This window comes from Nocardioides sp. NBC_00850, assembly GCF_045207335.1.
Lineage (GTDB): Bacteria > Actinomycetota > Actinomycetes > Propionibacteriales > Nocardioidaceae > Nocardioides.
In genome coordinates this window covers 3362380-3378155 of sequence record NZ_CP108845.1, presented here as the reverse complement: position 1 = coordinate 3378155, position 15776 = coordinate 3362380, and the positions used below count along the sequence as shown (strand labels likewise).

At 68.9% G+C, this 15776-nt stretch carries 15 protein-coding genes; 5 read left to right on the top strand and 10 right to left on the bottom strand.

The features are described from left to right. The first annotated feature begins 2 nt into the window (after positions 1-2). From tal to OH802_RS16365, 4 genes are all read left to right on the top strand, one after another. Positions 3-1109, top strand: coding sequence for a transaldolase (gene tal / locus OH802_RS16380; RefSeq protein WP_406020148.1), 1107 nt, complete (start codon positions 3-5; stop codon positions 1107-1109). Further along, entirely contained in the window at positions 1106-2785 is a 1680-nt protein-coding gene (gene pgi, locus OH802_RS16375) for a glucose-6-phosphate isomerase (protein WP_406020146.1), read from the top strand. The genes tal and pgi overlap by 4 nt, the downstream gene beginning before the upstream one ends. Further along, a complete protein-coding gene (gene pgl, locus OH802_RS16370) occupies positions 2782-3522 on the top strand; it encodes a 6-phosphogluconolactonase (protein ID WP_406020145.1) in 741 nt (246 codons plus the stop codon). The genes pgi and pgl overlap by 4 nt, the downstream gene beginning before the upstream one ends. A gap of 117 nt (positions 3523-3639) precedes the next feature. Continuing rightward, positions 3640-4824 carry an endonuclease gene (locus OH802_RS16365; RefSeq protein WP_406020143.1) on the top strand — a complete coding sequence of 395 codons (1185 nt, stop codon included), beginning with the start codon at positions 3640-3642 and terminating at the stop codon, positions 4822-4824. Positions 4825-4931: 107 nt separating this feature from the next. Here OH802_RS16365 and OH802_RS16360 read toward each other — a convergent pair whose 3' ends face one another. The 9 genes from OH802_RS16360 to uvrC all read right to left on the bottom strand — a co-directional run bounded on the left by OH802_RS16360 (position 4932) and on the right by uvrC (position 13829). Continuing rightward, the gene (locus OH802_RS16360) at positions 4932-5291 is read right to left on the bottom strand and encodes an RNA polymerase-binding protein RbpA (RefSeq protein ID WP_160022595.1); all 360 of its coding nucleotides are present in this window, start codon (positions 5289-5291) and stop codon (positions 4932-4934) included. 132 nt (positions 5292-5423) lie between these two features. Beyond that, complete coding sequence (gene secG, locus OH802_RS16355) at positions 5424-5654, bottom strand: preprotein translocase subunit SecG (protein ID WP_008357155.1); 231 nt, start codon at positions 5652-5654, stop codon at positions 5424-5426. Positions 5655-5697: 43 nt separating this feature from the next. Further along, positions 5698-6507 carry a triose-phosphate isomerase gene (gene tpiA, locus OH802_RS16350; RefSeq protein WP_350840483.1) on the bottom strand — a complete coding sequence of 270 codons (810 nt, stop codon included), beginning with the start codon at positions 6505-6507 and terminating at the stop codon, positions 5698-5700. Next, the gene (locus tag OH802_RS16345) at positions 6507-7730 is read right to left on the bottom strand and encodes a phosphoglycerate kinase (RefSeq protein ID WP_406020140.1); all 1224 of its coding nucleotides are present in this window, start codon (positions 7728-7730) and stop codon (positions 6507-6509) included. The genes tpiA and OH802_RS16345 overlap by 1 nt, the downstream gene beginning before the upstream one ends. A 38-nt stretch (positions 7731-7768) precedes the next feature. Then, positions 7769-8767 carry a type I glyceraldehyde-3-phosphate dehydrogenase gene (gap, locus tag OH802_RS16340; protein WP_406020138.1) on the bottom strand — a complete coding sequence of 333 codons (999 nt, stop codon included), beginning with the start codon at positions 8765-8767 and terminating at the stop codon, positions 7769-7771. A 185-nt stretch (positions 8768-8952) separates the two neighbouring features. Then, on the bottom strand, positions 8953-9939 hold the full coding sequence (gene whiA, locus OH802_RS16335) for a DNA-binding protein WhiA (protein WP_045547796.1): 987 nt from the start codon (positions 9937-9939) through the stop codon (positions 8953-8955). A 60-nt stretch (positions 9940-9999) separates the two neighbouring features. Further along, on the bottom strand, positions 10000-10980 hold the full coding sequence (yvcK, locus tag OH802_RS16330; RefSeq protein WP_406020135.1) for a uridine diphosphate-N-acetylglucosamine-binding protein YvcK: 981 nt from the start codon (positions 10978-10980) through the stop codon (positions 10000-10002). Positions 10981-10982: 2 nt separating this feature from the next. After that, the gene (rapZ, locus tag OH802_RS16325) at positions 10983-11849 is read right to left on the bottom strand and encodes an RNase adapter RapZ (RefSeq protein WP_091041005.1); all 867 of its coding nucleotides are present in this window, start codon (positions 11847-11849) and stop codon (positions 10983-10985) included. A gap of 3 nt (positions 11850-11852) precedes the next feature. Further along, positions 11853-13829: an excinuclease ABC subunit UvrC gene (uvrC, locus tag OH802_RS16320; protein ID WP_406020133.1), complete on the bottom strand. Its 1977-nt coding sequence runs from the start codon at positions 13827-13829 to the stop codon at positions 11853-11855. A 96-nt stretch (positions 13830-13925) separates the two neighbouring features. Here uvrC and OH802_RS16315 point away from each other — a divergent pair, with 96 nt between their 5' ends. Further along, positions 13926-15209 (top strand): pyridine nucleotide-disulfide oxidoreductase, encoded by a 1284-nt coding sequence (locus OH802_RS16315; RefSeq protein ID WP_406020131.1) that lies wholly within the window; start codon positions 13926-13928, stop codon positions 15207-15209. A gap of 89 nt (positions 15210-15298) precedes the next feature. On the opposite strand, the gene OH802_RS16310 is transcribed toward OH802_RS16315, so the two are convergent. Then, positions 15299-15727 carry a Rieske (2Fe-2S) protein gene (locus tag OH802_RS16310; RefSeq protein ID WP_406020129.1) on the bottom strand — a complete coding sequence of 143 codons (429 nt, stop codon included), beginning with the start codon at positions 15725-15727 and terminating at the stop codon, positions 15299-15301. Positions 15728-15776 lie beyond the last annotated feature (49 nt).

The window sequence follows — 15776 nt, the reverse complement described above, 5'->3', positions numbered from 1 at the left end:
ATATGTCTGACCGTCTCAAGGCGCTGGCCGAGGCCGGCGTATCCATCTGGCTCGACGACCTCTCCCGCGAACGGATCGAGACCGGCAACCTCGCCGACCTCGTCAAGGAGAAGTCCGTCGTCGGGGTGACCACCAACCCGACCATCTTCGCCGCCGCGATCGCCAACGGCGAGCGCTACGACGAGCAGCTGCGCTCGCTGGTGGCCGACGGCAAGTCCGTCGACGAGGTCATCTTCGGCCTCACCACCGAGGACGTACGCAACGCCTGCGACATCCTCGCGCCGGTGGCCGAGTCCACCAAGGACGACGGCCGGGTCTCGATCGAGGTCGAGCCCACCCTGGCCAACGACACCGAGGCGACCATCGCCTCCGCGAAGGCGCTGTGGGCCGCGGTCGACCGCCCCAACGCGCTGATCAAGATCCCGGCGACCGTCGAGGGGCTCCCGGCGATCACCGCCGCGATCGCCGAGGGCATCTCGGTCAACGTGACCCTGATCTTCTCGGTCGAGCGCTACCGGGCCGTGATGGACGCCTACCTGACCGGTCTGGAGCAGGCCAAGGCGGCCGGCAAGGACCTGTCCACGATCCGCAGCGTGGCGTCGTTCTTCGTCTCCCGCGTCGACTCCGAGATCGACAAGCGGCTCGAGGCGATCGGCACCCCTGAGGCGAGCGCGCTGCTCGGCAAGGCCGCGGTGGCCAACGCGATCGCCGCCTACGCCGCCTTCGAGGAGGTCCACGCCAGCGAGCGCTGGACCGCCCTGGCCGGTGCGGGCGCCAACGCCCAGCGGCCGCTGTGGGCCTCGACCGGGGTCAAGAACCCGGCCTACCCCGACACCCTCTACGTCACCGACCTGGTCGTGGCCGACACGGTCAACACCATGCCGGAGAAGACGATGGAGGCCTTCGCCGACCACGGCGAGGTCAAGGGCGACGTCGTCACCGGCAAGGGCGCCGAGGCCGCGACGGTCTTCGAGTCGCTCCGCTCGGTCGGAGTCGACCTCGACGACGTCTTCCTGGTGCTGGAGACCGAGGGCGTGGACAAGTTCAAGGTCTCCTGGACCGAGCTCGTCGACACCGTCGTCGCCCAGATCGAGGCGGTCAAGAAGTGAGTGAAGGCCCGGTCGACGCGACGACGACGGACGCTTGGAAGGCACTCACCGAGCTGCGGGCCGGCTTCGAGCCAGACCTGCGCTCGTGGTTCGCCGATGATCCCGGCCGGGCCTCACGCTTCACCTTCGAGGCGGCCGACCTCCACGTCGACCTCTCCAAGGACCTCATCACCGACGACCTCCTGGCCAGCCTGCTCGCTCTAGCCGAGCAGGTCGGCCTGGAGGCGCGGCGGGACGCGATGCTCGCCGGCGAGCACATCAACGTCACCGAGGACCGCGCGGTGCTCCACACCGCCCTGCGGCTTCCCGCCGACGCCTCCCTCGAGGTCGACGGCACCGACGTCGTGCCCGCCGTCCACGAGACCCTGGCGAAGATGTACGCCTTCGCCGACCGGGTCCGCTCCGGTGAGTGGAAGGGCGTCACCGGCGAGCGGATCCACACCGTGGTCAACATCGGCATCGGCGGCTCCGACCTGGGCCCGGTGATGGCCTACGAAGCGCTCGAGCCGTTCCGTCACCCGGAGATCGAGTGCCGGTTCATCTCCAACATCGATCCCACCGACGCCGGCCAGAAGCTGAAGGGGCTCGACCCCGCCACCACCCTGTTCGTCGTCTCCTCGAAGACCTTCTCGACGCTGGAGACGCTGACCAACGCCCGCCTCGCGCGCACCTGGCTGCTCGACGCGCTTGCCGAGAACGGGCACAGCGAGGTCGACTCCGCCGATGCCGTGAAGAAGCACTTCGTCGCGGTCTCCACCGCTCTGGACAAGGTCGCCGACTTCGGGATCGACCCGGAGAACGCCTTCGGCTTCTGGGACTGGGTCGGCGGCCGCTACTCCGTCGACTCCGCGATCGGCACCTCCCTGGCGATCGCCATCGGGCCGGAGGGGTTCGCCGAGTTCCTCGGCGGGTTCCACGCGATCGACGAGCACTTCGCGAAGACGCCGCTCGCGCAGAACGTGCCGGCGCTGATGGGTCTCCTGAACGTCTGGTACGTCAACTTCCTCGACGCTCAGACCCACGCCGTGCTGCCCTACTCCCAGCTGCTTCACCGGTTCCCTGCGTACCTCCAGCAGCTGACGATGGAGTCCAACGGCAAGTCGGTCCGCTGGGACGGCACCGCGGTCACCACCGACACCGGCGAGGTGTTCTGGGGCGAGCCCGGCACCAACGGACAGCACGCGTTCTACCAGCTGATCCACCAGGGCACGCGGGTGATCCCGGCCGACTTCATCGCGTTCGCCAACCCCGCCTATCCGCTCGCGGACGCCAGCGATGGGCAGAGCGTCGACGTGCACGAGCTGTTCCTGGCCAACTTCTTCGCCCAGACCCAGGCGCTCGCCTTCGGCAAGACCGCCGAGCAGGTGCGCGCCGAGGGCACCGCGGAGAACATCGTCAACGCGCGGGTCTTCTCCGGCAACCGGCCGACCACCTCGATCATGGCGCCGTCGCTGACCCCCGGCGTACTGGGCCAGCTGATCGCCCTCTACGAGCACATCACGTTCACCCAGGGCGTGGTGTGGGGCATCGACTCCTTCGACCAGTGGGGCGTCGAGCTCGGCAAGCAGCTCGCCGTCCAGATCAGTCCGGCGGTCTCCGGTGACGCCGACACCGCCAAGCAGCAGGACACCTCCACCCAATCCCTCATCGCCTACTACAGAGAGAAGCGCAAGTGACCAGCGACGGTCATCCCGAGTCACTCATCGAGGTCCACGACACCGCTGAGGCCCTGGCCTCGGCGGTCGCCGGAGAGTTCCTCAGCCGCCTTGCCGACCTGCAGGCGGCCGGCGACGTTCCCACCATCGGCCTCACCGGTGGCACGATCGCCGAGGCGATCCATCGCGAGATCGCCCGTCTCGCACCCGAGTCGGGTGTCGACTGGGGCGCGGTCGAGTTCTTCTTCGGCGACGAGCGCTACGTCGCCGCCGACTCCCCCGACCGCAACGCCGGCCAGGCCCGCGCCGCCTTCCTGACCGAGGTCGGCGTCCCGGATCACCGCATCCAAGAGATGCCCGCCACCGACTCCGGCCTGAGCGTCGACGAGGCCGCGGCACAGTTCTCCGAGGACGTACGCAGCCACGGCTCCGGCGGCTTCGACATCCTGATGCTCGGCGTCGGCCCCGACGGCCACATCGCCTCCCTCTTCCCCGGCTTCCCGCAGCTCGAGGCGAAGGACGCGATCGCCGTCGGAGTCACCGGCTCCCCCAAGCCCCCGCCCGAGCGCATCACCTTCACCTTCGAGGCGCTGCGCCGGTCCACGACCGTCTGGTTCCTGGTCAGCGGCGAGGGCAAGGCCGAAGCGGTGGCCAAGGCACATGCCGGCGCTCCGATCACCGAGATCCCCGCCACCGGCGTCACCGGCACCACCGAGACCACCTGGTTCCTGGACCGGGCCGCCGCCTCGAAGCTCTGACCGAACGCCGAGTCGGCGCGAACGTCTCGGGAATTCAGTTACCCAGCATGCTAACGCCGGGTAAATCTTTCCCGCATCGGGTGCCGCGCACCCCTGCGGACCTGCCACCATCCGAGCATGTCCTTCAGCGCCTCTCGGCGGCTCGGCCTGACCCTGGCCAGCCTCGTTGCCCTCGCCCTGGCGAGCTTCATGGCGGTCGTGATCACGACCGCCCCGGCCCAGGCGGCCACGATCAACGTCACCACGGCGATCGCCACCCAGAACGGCTCGACGGCCACCGTGCGCGGCTACGTCGTCGGCCAGCCCACAGCGACCAGCACGGTCGTGACCAGCAACTACCCCAACGACTACGCTCTCGCGATCGCTGACTCGGCGTCTGAGACCAGCACGTCCAAGATGCTCTACGTGCAGATCCCCGACGCGTTCCGCAGCGCATGGGGCCTTCGGTCCAACCCGGGCCTCAAGGGGCGTCAGATCGACGTGACCGGCACCCTGACGGCGTACTTCTCCCATCCCGGCCACAAGAACGCCACCGCCTTCGCGTTCGCCGGCTCCACGCCGACCCCGACCCCGACTCCGACAGCCACCCCGACCGCGGACCCGAACATTCCGGCGGGCTACTACGACTCGGCCGCCGGCCTGTCCGGCTCGTCGCTGAAGTCGGCGCTGCACAACATCATCGACGGCCACACCACGCTGTCCTACAGCGCGGTCTGGGAGGCGCTGAAGGTCCTCGACCAGGACCCGAACAACTCCGCGAACGTCATCGAGTTCTACTCGGGGGTCTCCACCCCGAAGACCAACAACGGCGGCGACTCCAACAACTGGAACCGTGAGCACACCTGGCCGCAGAGCCATGGCGACTTCGGCACCAGCAACGGTCCCGGCACCGACGTGCACCACCTGCGGCCCGAGGACGTCACCGTCAACTCCACCCGCGGCAACAAGGACTTCGACCTGGGCGGATCGGCAGTCTCCGAGTGCAGCGACTGCTGGACCGACGCCGACTCCTTCGAGCCGCGCGACAGCGTCAAGGGCGACCTCGCCCGCGGCATCCTCTACATGGCCGTGCGCTACAACGGTGACGACGGCTTCGCCGACCTGGAGGTCAACAACTCCATCAACGGCTCGACCAACTACCTCGGCAAGGTCTGCGTCCTGCTCGGCTGGCACAACGCCGACCCGGTCACCACGGCCGAACGCACCCGCAACAACACCATCTACTCGACCTACCAGCGAAACCGGAACCCGTTCATCGACCACCCGGAGTACGCCGAGTCCATCTTCGGCGCCGCCTGCTGACCCCCGCCGAGTCGGCTCGTCATAACGGGCCGGCTCGGCGCGGGTTTTGGTCAGAATGCGCCGAGCCGGCGCCTCTGCTTGGAGCAGATGCGCCGACTCGGCGGGTGTCAGAAGATGATCTCGCCGGATTTGCGGCGGGAGCGGAGGAGGGCGATTGCCTCCTCCAGGATGTCCTCGGCCTCGGCGTCGGAGCGGCGCTCCTTCACGTAGGCGAGGTGGGTCTTGTAAGGCTCGATCTTCGGCGCCGGGGGCGCGTTCTCCTCGTCCAGACCGGCTGGGAGCCCACACTTGGGGCAGTCCCAGGAGTCCGGTGGCGTCGCCTCGACGGCGAAGGTGATGACCGAGCGATGTGCGTTGGTGCAGAAGTAGGTGACGGCCTTCCGCGGCGCTGCCTCGCCGCGCTCCGCCTCACCCATCGGCCCAGCACCGACTCGGGAGCCCCGAATCGCGTTCCCTCCACCTGCCATGGTGCTGCGGTGTCCTCTCTCAACTTAAATTTCGCAGCCCCGAGAGGCCACTTTGGGGGAATCGGACGGCAAAATCTCCGTCCAGCGTCGATGAGTTTAGACGCTATCGCGCGTGCGCTGAAGGGGAATGTTTCAGTAGGCCATCAGCAGGCCGAGCGCGATCACACAGGCGAACCAGATGACACCGATGCCGATGGTGAGTCGGTCGAGGTTGCGCTCGACAACCGACGATCCACCCAGCGAGCTCGAGACACCGCCACCGAACATGTCGGAGAGTCCGCCACCGCGGCCCTTGTGAAGCAGCACGAGCAGGATCATCAGCGCACTCGCGATGACCAGGATGATGGTGAAGAGAAGTTCCACGTCTGAAATCCTATCTGGAGAGCCCGAAACCTACAGCACTGGCCTAGAGGACCGGCAGGTCGTAGTAGCGCGAGATGGCCGCGAAGTCCTCGACCGAGAGGCTCGCCCCGCCGACCAGCGCCCCGTCGACGTCGGCCTCCTGCATCAGCGCGGCCACGTTGTTGGGCTTCACCGAGCCGCCGTAGAGGATGCGTACGCCATCGGCGATCTCCGCGCCGTAGCTCTTCTCGAGCTGGTCCCGGATGCCGGCGCAGACCTCCTGCGCGTCCTGCGCGGTGGCGGTCTCCCCCGTGCCGATCGCCCAGACCGGCTCGTAGGCGATCACGACCTGGCCGACCTCGGCGTCGGTGAGCCCGGCCAGCGAGCCCTCGACCTGCGCGGTGCAGTGGTCGAGGTGGTTGCCTGCCTGGCGGACCTCGAGGCCCTCGCCGACGCAGACGATCGGGATCATGTTGTGCTTGAGCGCGATCTTGGCCTTGAGCGCGACGATCTCGTCGGTCTCGCCATAGTGCTCACGACGCTCGGAGTGACCCACGATCACATAGGAGCAGCCGAGCTTGGCCAGCATCGCGGCCGAGACCTCGCCGGTGTAGGCGCCGGACTCCTGGGTGGAGACGTTCTGGGCACCGTAGGTGATGCGCATCTTGTCGCCATCAACCAGCGTCTGCACCGAACGGATGTCGGTGAACGGCGGGAAGACCGCCACCTCGACGGCAGCGAAGTCGTGGCGCTTGTCGGAGAGCGTCCAGGCGAGCTTCTGGACCAGGACCACCGCTTCTTGGTGGTTGAGGTTCATCTTCCAGTTGCCGGCGATGAGCGGGGTGCGCCCCGTGGCCGGCTTCTTGGCCGCCATCAGCCCAGTCCCCCGACGACGGTCGCCTCGTCCAGCACGGCGACGCCCGGAAGGGTCTTACCCTCCAGGTATTCGAGCGAGGCACCGCCGCCGGTCGAGATGTGACCGAACTGGTCATCGGCGAACCCGAGCTGGCGGATCGCCGCGGCGGAGTCGCCACCACCGACGACCGAGAGGCCGTCGATCGTGGTGAGCGCCTGGGCGACCGCGCGGGTGCCCTCGGCGAAGGCGGCCTGCTCGAAGACACCCATCGGGCCGTTCCAGAAGACCGTCTTGGCGCCCTCGAGCGCGGCGGCGTAGGTCTGGGCCGACTCCGGACCGATGTCGAGCCCGAGCGAGTCGGACGGGATCGCGTTGGCCGCGACCACGCGGGCGGAGGCCTCGTCGCCGAAGGAGTCGGCGACCACGACGTCGGTCGGCAGCAGGATCTCGACGCCGATCTCCTCGGCGCGCTCGAGGTAGCCGAGCACGGTGAGGATCTGGTCCTCCTCGAGCAGCGACTGGCCGACCTCGTAGCCCTGCGCCTTGAGGAAGGTGAAGACCATGCCGCCCCCGATGAGCAGCTTGTCCGCCTTGCCGAGCAGGTTGTCGATCACGCCGAGCTTGTCGGAGACCTTCGAGCCGCCGAGGACGACCACGTAGGGGCGCTCGGGGGTCTCGGTGAGCCGCTTGAGCACCTCGATCTCGGTCGCGACCAGGCCGCCCTGCGCGCTCGGGAGCAGCTTGGCGACGTCGTAGACGGAGGCCTGCTTGCGGTGGACCACGCCGAAGCCGTCGGAGACGAAGGCGTCGGCCAGGGCGGCGAGCTCGGCGGCGAAGGTCGCCCGCTCGATGTCGTCCTTGCTCGTCTCACCGGCGTTGAAGCGCACGTTCTCCAGCAGCGCGACCTGGCCGTCGGCGAGTCCGCCGACGACCGAGCTGGCGGAGTCGCCGACGGTGTCGGTCGCGAAGGCGACCTCGGCACCGAGCAGCTCACCGAGGCGGGTCGCCACGGGGGCCAGCGAGTAGGCCGGGTCCGGCTCTCCCTTCGGCCGACCGAGGTGGGCGACCACCACGACCTTGGCGCCGGCGTCGGCAAGCGCCTTGATCGTGGGCACCGAGGCACGGATGCGACCGTCGTCGGTGATCGTGGTGCCTTCCAACGGGACGTTGAGGTCGGAGCGCACGAGAACTCGCTTGCCCGCGACACCCTGCTCGATGAGCTGCGTGAGATTCAGAGACATAACGGGCTAGACCCTAACCTGTGAGGCAGGTCGCTGGGTCACAGGCTCGCGCCAACGTACGCCACCAGGTCGCCGAGTCGGTTGGAGTAGCCCCACTCGTTGTCGTACCACGCCGCGACCTTGACCTGGTTGCCGATCACCTTGGTCAGCGGGGCGTCGAAGATCGACGACGCTGGGTTGGTGACGATGTCGGAGGAGACGATCGGGTCGGTCGAGTAGACGAGGTACTTCCCGTCCGCGGCCTTCTCCATGATCGAGTTGATCTCCTCGACCGAGGTCTCGCGCGAGGCCTCGAAGGAGAGGTCGACGATCGAGCCGGTCGGTACCGGAACCCGCAGGGCGTAGCCGTCGAGCTTGCCCTTCAGCTCCGGCAGCACCAGACCGATCGCCTTGGCGGCGCCGGTCGAGGTGGGCACGACGTTGAGCGCGGCGGCACGGGCCCGGCGCATGTCCTTGTGGATGTTGTCCTGAAGGTTCTGGTCGGCGGTGTAGGCGTGGATCGTCGTCATCAGGCCCTGGTTGATGCCGACGCCGTCGTTGAGCGCCTTCGCCAGCGGCGCCAGGCAGTTGGTCGTGCACGAGGCGTTGGAGATCACCGTGTGGGCCTCAGGGTCGTAGATCGACTCGTTGACGCCCATCACGATGGTGGCGTCCTCGTTCTTCGCCGGCGCGGAGATGATCACCTTCTTCGCACCGCCGGAGTCGATGTGGGCGCGTGCCTTGGTCGCGTCGGTGAAGAAGCCGGTCGACTCGATCACGACGTCGACGTCGAGGTCCTTCCAGGGGATGTTGGCCGGGTCGCGCTCTGCGTACGCCTTGATCTCCTTGCCGTCGACGACGATCGCGTCCTCGGTGGCGGACACGTCGGCGCCGAGCGGGCCGAGGATCGAGTCGAACTTCAGCAGCGTCGCGAGGGTTGCGTTGTCGCTGAGGTCGTTCACCCCGACGATCTCGATGTCGAGGTCGGAGGCGCGCACCGCGCGGAAGAAGTTGCGGCCGATCCGGCCGAATCCGTTGATGCCTACTCGAACTGTCACGTGGACTCCTGGTTCGCGTCGAAAAGATTGTGCGCGGGATCACCCGCTGACGCCGACACTACCCAGCGCCTCTGAACAGCGGGAGACTGGGTTGGATCGTTCCAAAAGACGGACGAGTAGCAAACGGCCCGAGCCCCTCGATCAGTCGAGGGGCTCGGGCCGGTTTCAGGTCGTGGATGTTGCTCTCAGGCGTCCTCGGCGAGCATCTCCGCGGTCAGCGACGCCTCGGTGTCGGGGATGCCGAGCTCCTCGGCCCGCTTGTCGGCCATCGCGAGCAGGCGGCGGATGCGGCCGGCGATGGCGTCCTTGGTCAGCACCGGGTCGTGGAGCTGTCCGAGCTCCTCGAGCGAGGCCTGCTTGTGCTCCAGGCGGAGCTTGCCGGCCTGGCGTAGGTGGTCGGGGATGTCCTCGCCGAGGATCTCCAGGGCGCGCTCGACGCGGGCGCCGGCAGCGACGGCCGCACGGGCCGAACGGCGCAGGTTGGCGTCGTCGAAGTTGGCGAGCCGGTTGGCGGTGGCGCGGACCTCGCGACGCATCCGGCGCTCCTCCCAGGCCATCAGCGACTCATGGGCGCCGAGGCGGGTCAGCAGCTGGCCGATCGCGTCACCGTCGCGGATCACGACACGGTCCACGCCGCGTACCTCCCTCGGCTTCGCCGAGATGCCGATACGACGGGCGACGCCGACGAGGGCGAGAGCCGACTCCGAGCCCGGGCAGGTCACCTCCATCGAGGAGGAGCGGCCCGGCTCGGTGAGCGAGCCGTGGGCCAGGAAGGCACCGCGCCAGGCGGCCACCGCGTCGCAGGCTCCGCCCGAGACGACGGCAGGCGGAAGACCCCGCACCGGCCGGCCACGCTGGTCGAGAAGGCCGGTCTGACGCGCCAGCGCCTCACCGTCCTTGACCACGCGCACGATGTAGCGGCTGCCCTTACGAAGCCCGCTCGCCTGGATGAGAGCCACCTCTGCCTCGTGACCGAAGACGTCGGCGATGTCTCGCTTCAATCTCCTGGCGGCCAGACCGGTGTCGAGCTCAGCCTCGACCACGATCCTGCCTGCCACGATGTGGATCCCCCCAGCGAACCTCAACGTCGAGGCAACCTCTGCCTTCCGGCAGCATGTCTTGGTGATCTGAGTGGAGGCCAGCTCGGCCTTCACCTGTCCCGTCATCGCCATGCCGGAGAGTCTTTCATTGATGTCAACGACCCTCGAATCGGTTCCACGTCGGAGCCCGCGCTAACCCGCCCCGATCACCCTCGCGTACGCAGCGGCCAGCCGCTCCGGGTCGTGGCGAGGAGTCCCGTCGCCGACGGCGACATCGGCGACCTCGACCTGCGCACCGCACGTCTCGGCCACCCTCGACAGCTCGTCGAGACCGTCGAGGGAGGAGTCGACGAGGACGGTGTGGATGCGGAGGTCGGGGGCGTGCTCGAGGAGGACGGAGAGGTGCTCGGCGGGGCCGAAGCCGGTCGTCTCCCCCGGCTGCTCGCCGAGGTTGAGCACGACGACGATCTTCGCGGAGGTCGCAACCAGGGCCTCGCGCAGGGCGCGGACCATCAGGTGCGGCAAAACCGAGGTGAACCAGGAGCCGGGTCCCAGGAACACCCACTCGGCCTCGCAGATCGCCTTGACCGCGTCGGGGGCGGCCGGCGGGTTGTCGGGGACCAGCTGGATCGACTCGATCCGGCCGTCGGTGGTGGCGACCTCGACCTGCCCGCTGATCTCCAGCCTGGCCTCCGGGTCGCCCGGGACCAGTCCGCTGACCTCGGCGACGATGTCCATCGGCACCAGCGCCATCGGCAGGACCCGGCCCTTGGCGCCCAGCAGACGGCCGACCCAGTCGAGGGCCTCGACGTGGTCGCCGAGCTGCTCCCACAGGCCCACGATCAGCAGGTTGCCGAGGTTGTGGCCGCGCATCTCGCCCTCGCCCGCGAAGCGGTGCTGCAGCACCTGCGCCCAGGTGTCGTCCCAGCGGTCCGCGCCGCACAGCGCGGCTAGCGCCATCCGCAGGTCGCCCGGCGGGAGCACGCCGAACTCCCGTCGGAGCCGGCCGCTGGAGCCGCCGTTGTCGGCGACCGTCACGATCGCAGTGAGCTGGTCGACGGTCAGGTCGTCGACCAGCAGCCGCAGCGCGCTCAACGACGCATGCAGTCCGTGCCCTCCCCCCAGGGCGACGACGGCCTGGGCATCTGCCCCGGGTCGGTCGGCCCCGGCCACTCTCACTCCCGCCCGAGGTCTCGGTGGATCGCCTTCGCATCCAGGCCGGCATCTCGCAGCCGCCTGGAGATCTCCTCCGCCATCGCCACGCTGCGGTGCTTGCCGCCCGTGCACCCGATCGCCACGCGCATGAACCTCTTTCCTTCGTGGAGGTAGCCCTTGGTCACTCCGATGAGCACCGGAACATACCCGCTCAGGAACTCCTCCGCACCAGGGCGCGAGTAGACGTAGGCGGCGACGTCGGGGTTGTCCCGTCCGTTGCCGTCCTTCAGCTCCGGCACCCAGTGGGGGTTGGGCAGGAAACGCATGTCGGCCATGAAGTCGGCGTCGACCGGGATCCCGTACTTGAACCCGAAGCTCACCACCGACACCTTCAGGGTGGTGCGCTCCGGGGTGCCGAACGCCTCCGCGATCCTCGCGGTGAGCTGGTGCACGTTGAGCTGGGTCGTGTCGATGACCAGGTCGGCGGCGCCACGCAGGTTGGCCAGCACCACCCGCTCCCGCTCGAGCGCGTCCAGCAGCCGCTCGTTGCCCCGCTGCATCGGGTGGGGCCGCCGAGCGGCCTCCTGACGGCGGACCAGCGTGTCGTCGGCGGCGTCGAGGAAGACCAGGGTCGTACGCCGCCCGGTGGCGCCCTTCGCCACGATCTCCTCGAGCTCGGCGAAGAAGGACCCGGAACGTACGTCGGTCACGACCGCCACCGGCTGCTCCGGGCCGCGGGCCGCGTCGACCCGCTCGACCACCTGCGGAAGCAGGCTCGGCGGCAGGTTGTCGACGACGTAGTAGCCCAGATCCTCCAGCTCCTTGGCGGCGGTGCTCCGCCCGGCACCGGTCATGCCGGTGATGACGACGACCTCCCCCTTGTGCATGACCTACTCCTCGATGATCTCGCCGGTGGTGACGTTGATGGCGCTAACCTTGCCATTCTTCGCGGTCTGCTCCACAGCGGTCTTGATCGCTGTCGCGGTGCCGGGGCCGATGCCGGGCACCTGAGCGATCTCCTCGACGGTCGCCGCCTTGAGCTTCTTGAGCGAGCCGAAGTGCTTCATCAGCGTCTTGCGGCGCACTTCGCCGAGGCCGGGTACGTCGTCGAGCAGGCTCTCCACCATGGACTTCGACCGGCGGCCGCGGTGGTGGGTGATCGCGAACCGGTGCGCCTCGTCGCGGAGGCGCTGGAGCAGGTAGAGACCCTCGGAGCTGCGCGGCAGGATCACCGGGTCCTCCTCGTCGGGGACCCAGACCTCCTCGAGGCGCTTGGCCAGACCGACGACCGGGATGTCGTTGATGCCGAGCTCGGTCAGGGCCCGCTGCGCGGCCGCCACCTGGGGTGCCCCGCCGTCGACGACGACCAGGCCGGGGGCATAGGCGAACTTGCGGGGACGGCCGGTCTCCGGGTCGACCAGCATCGGACCGCTGGCACCCTCCACCTCGGTCGACACGATCGACGTCGACTGCTCGTCGAGAAGCCGCTTGAACCGCCGGGTGATCACCTCGTGCATCGCCCGCACGTCGTCGGAGCCGTCCTGGCCCTTGATGATGAACCGGCGGTACTCGGACTTGCGGGCCAGCCCGTCCTCGAAGACCACCATGCTGGCCACGATCTCGGTGCCCTGCAGGTGGGAGATGTCGTAGCACTCGATCCGGAGCGGCACCTCGTCGAGCTCGAGCGCCTCCTGGATCTCCTCGAGCGCCCGGTTGCGGATGGTCAGGTCGCTGGCGCGCTTGGTCTTGTGGAGCGCGAGGGCCTGCTTGGCGTTGTTGGCGACGGTCTCCTGGAGCGTCTTCTTGTCGCCGCGCTGAGGGACCCGGATCCTGACTTTCGCCTTCCGTACGTCCGAGAGCAGCTCCTCGAAGGTCTCGTGGTCGGGCGGCAGCGCAGGGACCAGGATCTCGCGCGGGATCGCCTCGGCGTCCTCGCCGGCGTAGAGCTGGAGCAGGAAGTGCTCGACCAGGCCGGCTGTGTCGGCGTCGTCCATCCGGTCCGCGACCCAGCCGCGCTGGCCCTTGATGCGGCCGCCGCGTACGTAGAAGATCTGCACGCCGACCTCGAGCGGGTCCTCGGCCAGGGCGATCACGTCGGCGTCGGCACCGTCGCCGAGCACCACCGCCTGCTTCTCCAGGGCACGGTGCATCGCGGCGAGGTCATCGCGCAGCCGCGCGGCCTTCTCGAAGTCGAGGGCCTCGGACGCGGCGTACATCTCCTTCTCGATCCGCTTGGTGAAGGTCGCGGTGTGGCCGGCCATGAAGTCGCAGAAGTCGTCGACGATCTCGCGGTGCTCCTCGGGCGAGATGTTGCCGACGCACGGCGCGGTGCACTTGTCGATGTAGCCGAGCAGGCAGGGGCGGCCGATCTGCTGCGAACGCTTGAAGACGCCGTTGCTGCACGAGCGCATCGGGAAGACCCGCAACAGGATGTCGACGGTCTCGCGGATCGCCCAGGCGTGACCGTAGGGGCCGAAGTATCGGGTGCCCTTGCGCTTGGCCCCGCGACCGACCATGACCCGCGGGAACTCCTCGCCGACGGTGACCGCGAGCCAGGGGTAGGACTTGTCGTCGCGGTACTTGACGTTGAACCGCGGGTCGAACTCCTTGATCCAGGTGTATTCGAGCTGGAGCGCCTCGATGTCGTTGTTGACCGTGGTCCACTCGACGCTGGCCGCGGTGGTCACCATGGTGGCCGTGCGCGGGTGGAGGCTGGGGATCGGCTGGAAGTAGTTCGCGAGCCGTTGACGCAGGTTGATCGCCTTGCCGACGTAGATCACCCGCCCCTTGGGATCGCGGAACCGGTAGACCCCCGGCTGGGTGGGGATGCTCCCAGCTTTCGGGCGATAGCTCTGCGGATCGGGCACGTTCCAACCCTAGTGGCGGGCACCGACACTCCCTGAGTCTGGGGAAATCTGCCGCGCCGGCCTGGGTTTTAAAGTCTAGTGGTCTAGTATGGTTATGTGCCTTGTCGTGACCGCTACGGATACTCGCTGACCACCAGTGACGAAGCTGCCCTGGCCTACTCCCAGGGGCTGCTCGACGTGCTCCGTCTACGGGACGGCGCCCTCGCCTCCTTCGCGGCCTCGATCGTCCTCGACCCGACGTTCGCGCTCGGACACGCCGCGCTGGCACTGCTCGGCCATGAGATGTGCGCGCCCGTCGACGTCGGCGCTCGCCTGAAGCAGGCTCGCCTGCACGCCCGGCGGGCGACCGAGCGCGAACGCAGCCACGTCCACGCGGTCGATGCCCACATCGGCGGCAACCCGCGGCCACTGATCGACCACCTGGCGGCCTTCCCGCGAGACGCGCTGCTGCTCTCGACCGCGGTGCCGACCATCGCCTTCGCCGGGGCCACCGAGGTGCCCGAGGAGGCGTGGGCGATCGTCGAACGCGCCAGGCCCGCCTACGGTGACGACTGGTGGTTCGCCGGCCTGCTCGCTTTCGTACGCCAGGAGCAGCGCCGCTTCGACGACGCGATGTCGCTCTCCTGTGCCTCGCTGGCGGTGGAGCCCGGCGCCGGCCACTCCGCCCATGCCCGTGCGCACGCGCACTACGAGACCGGCGACCACGAGGCGGGACTCACGTGGATGTCGTCGTGGGTGCTCGGCGACGGCGCCCAGATCGACTCGCTCTCCCACTTCTCCTGGCACGCCGCGCTGCACGAGCTCTCACTGGGCGACCTGGAAGCCGTACGCCGCCGCTACGAGACCCAGCTCCAGCCCGGCCATGCGCTGGGTTGCCGGGCGCTGGTCGACTCCGGCTCGCTGCTCTTCCGGTGGGCGCTCACGCCGGGTGCTCACGACGTGCCCGACATCGCCGAGGTCGTACGCGTCACCGGCCGCGAGACGATGATCCGGCCGGCCACCCCGTTCCTGGCGATGCACACCGCGGTCACTCACCTCGCCACCGGTGACGCCGGTGCGCTTGACGAGCTGAGGTCGTGGGCCGCCGGGCACGTACATCCGACCATGGCCACCGTCGTCTCTCCGCTCGCCGAGGCGCTCGGGCTGATGGCTCGCGACGAGAACTCGGCCGCCGCCGACCGGCTCGCGGCACTCGCGCCGTCGATCCGCCGCCTCGGCGGCTCCGACGCGCAGCGGGAGATCATCGAGGAGGCCCGCATCGCCGCCCTGCTCCGCGCCGACCGCTGGGACGAGGCCCGGGTGCTGCTCGACGCTCGTCTCGACCGCCGTCGCTCGCCGCGCGACGAGCTGTGGCGGGCACAGGCCCTCGCGCGAGCCTGATCCAATCCTGCCGAAACGTCACTTCTGCAGGTCGAGTGGGCAGCACGTGACGCCTCGGCCTGCGGGGGCGACGCCTCGACCAGGCCAGCTCAGCTGGGGACGATCTCGCCGTCGGTGACCTCGAAGGCGACCTCCTCCAGCGCACTCGTCGCCGGGCCCTGCGTCACCGAGCCGTCCTCGATCGAGAACCGGCTGCCGTGACATGGGCAGTCGATGGTGCCGCCGGCGACCTTCGTGACCGGGCAGCTCCGATGGGTACAGATCGCGGAGAAGACCTTGAACGTGCCCTCGGTCGGCTGGGTGGCGACCAGGTTGCGGTCGGCGACGATCACGCCTCCGCCGACCGGGACCTCGCTGGTCGCGACCAGCGGGCCGCTGCCACCTGAACCGGTGTCACCCGAGGAGCCGGTGCCCGTGTCGCCGTCACCGCTGCCGCAGGCCGCCAGGAGAGGCACGCCGACCGCGGTCATCGCGGTGCCTGTGACGACCTTCCGCCGGGTGATTCGAGATTCACTCATGCCGCCCAGAATAGGCACGTCGGCAACACGCGTCCCTCGCCGTGTGTAA

Coding starts and splice junctions, on each gene's coding strand:
- tal (WP_406020148.1), top strand. CDS start 3: ATGTCTGACCGTCTCAAGGCGCTGGCCGAGGCCGGCGTATCCATCTGG.
- OH802_RS16365 (WP_406020143.1), top strand. CDS start 3,640: ATGTCCTTCAGCGCCTCTCGGCGGCTCGGCCTGACCCTGGCCAGCCTC.
- OH802_RS16360 (WP_160022595.1), bottom strand. CDS start 5,291: ATGGCAGGTGGAGGGAACGCGATTCGGGGCTCCCGAGTCGGTGCTGGG.
- tpiA (WP_350840483.1), bottom strand. CDS start 6,507: ATGGCGGCCAAGAAGCCGGCCACGGGGCGCACCCCGCTCATCGCCGGC.
- OH802_RS16345 (WP_406020140.1), bottom strand. CDS start 7,730: ATGTCTCTGAATCTCACGCAGCTCATCGAGCAGGGTGTCGCGGGCAAG.
- whiA (WP_045547796.1), bottom strand. CDS start 9,939: ATGGCGATGACGGGACAGGTGAAGGCCGAGCTGGCCTCCACTCAGATC.
- rapZ (WP_091041005.1), bottom strand. CDS start 11,849: ATGCACAAGGGGGAGGTCGTCGTCATCACCGGCATGACCGGTGCCGGG.
- OH802_RS16310 (WP_406020129.1), bottom strand. CDS start 15,727: ATGAGTGAATCTCGAATCACCCGGCGGAAGGTCGTCACAGGCACCGCG.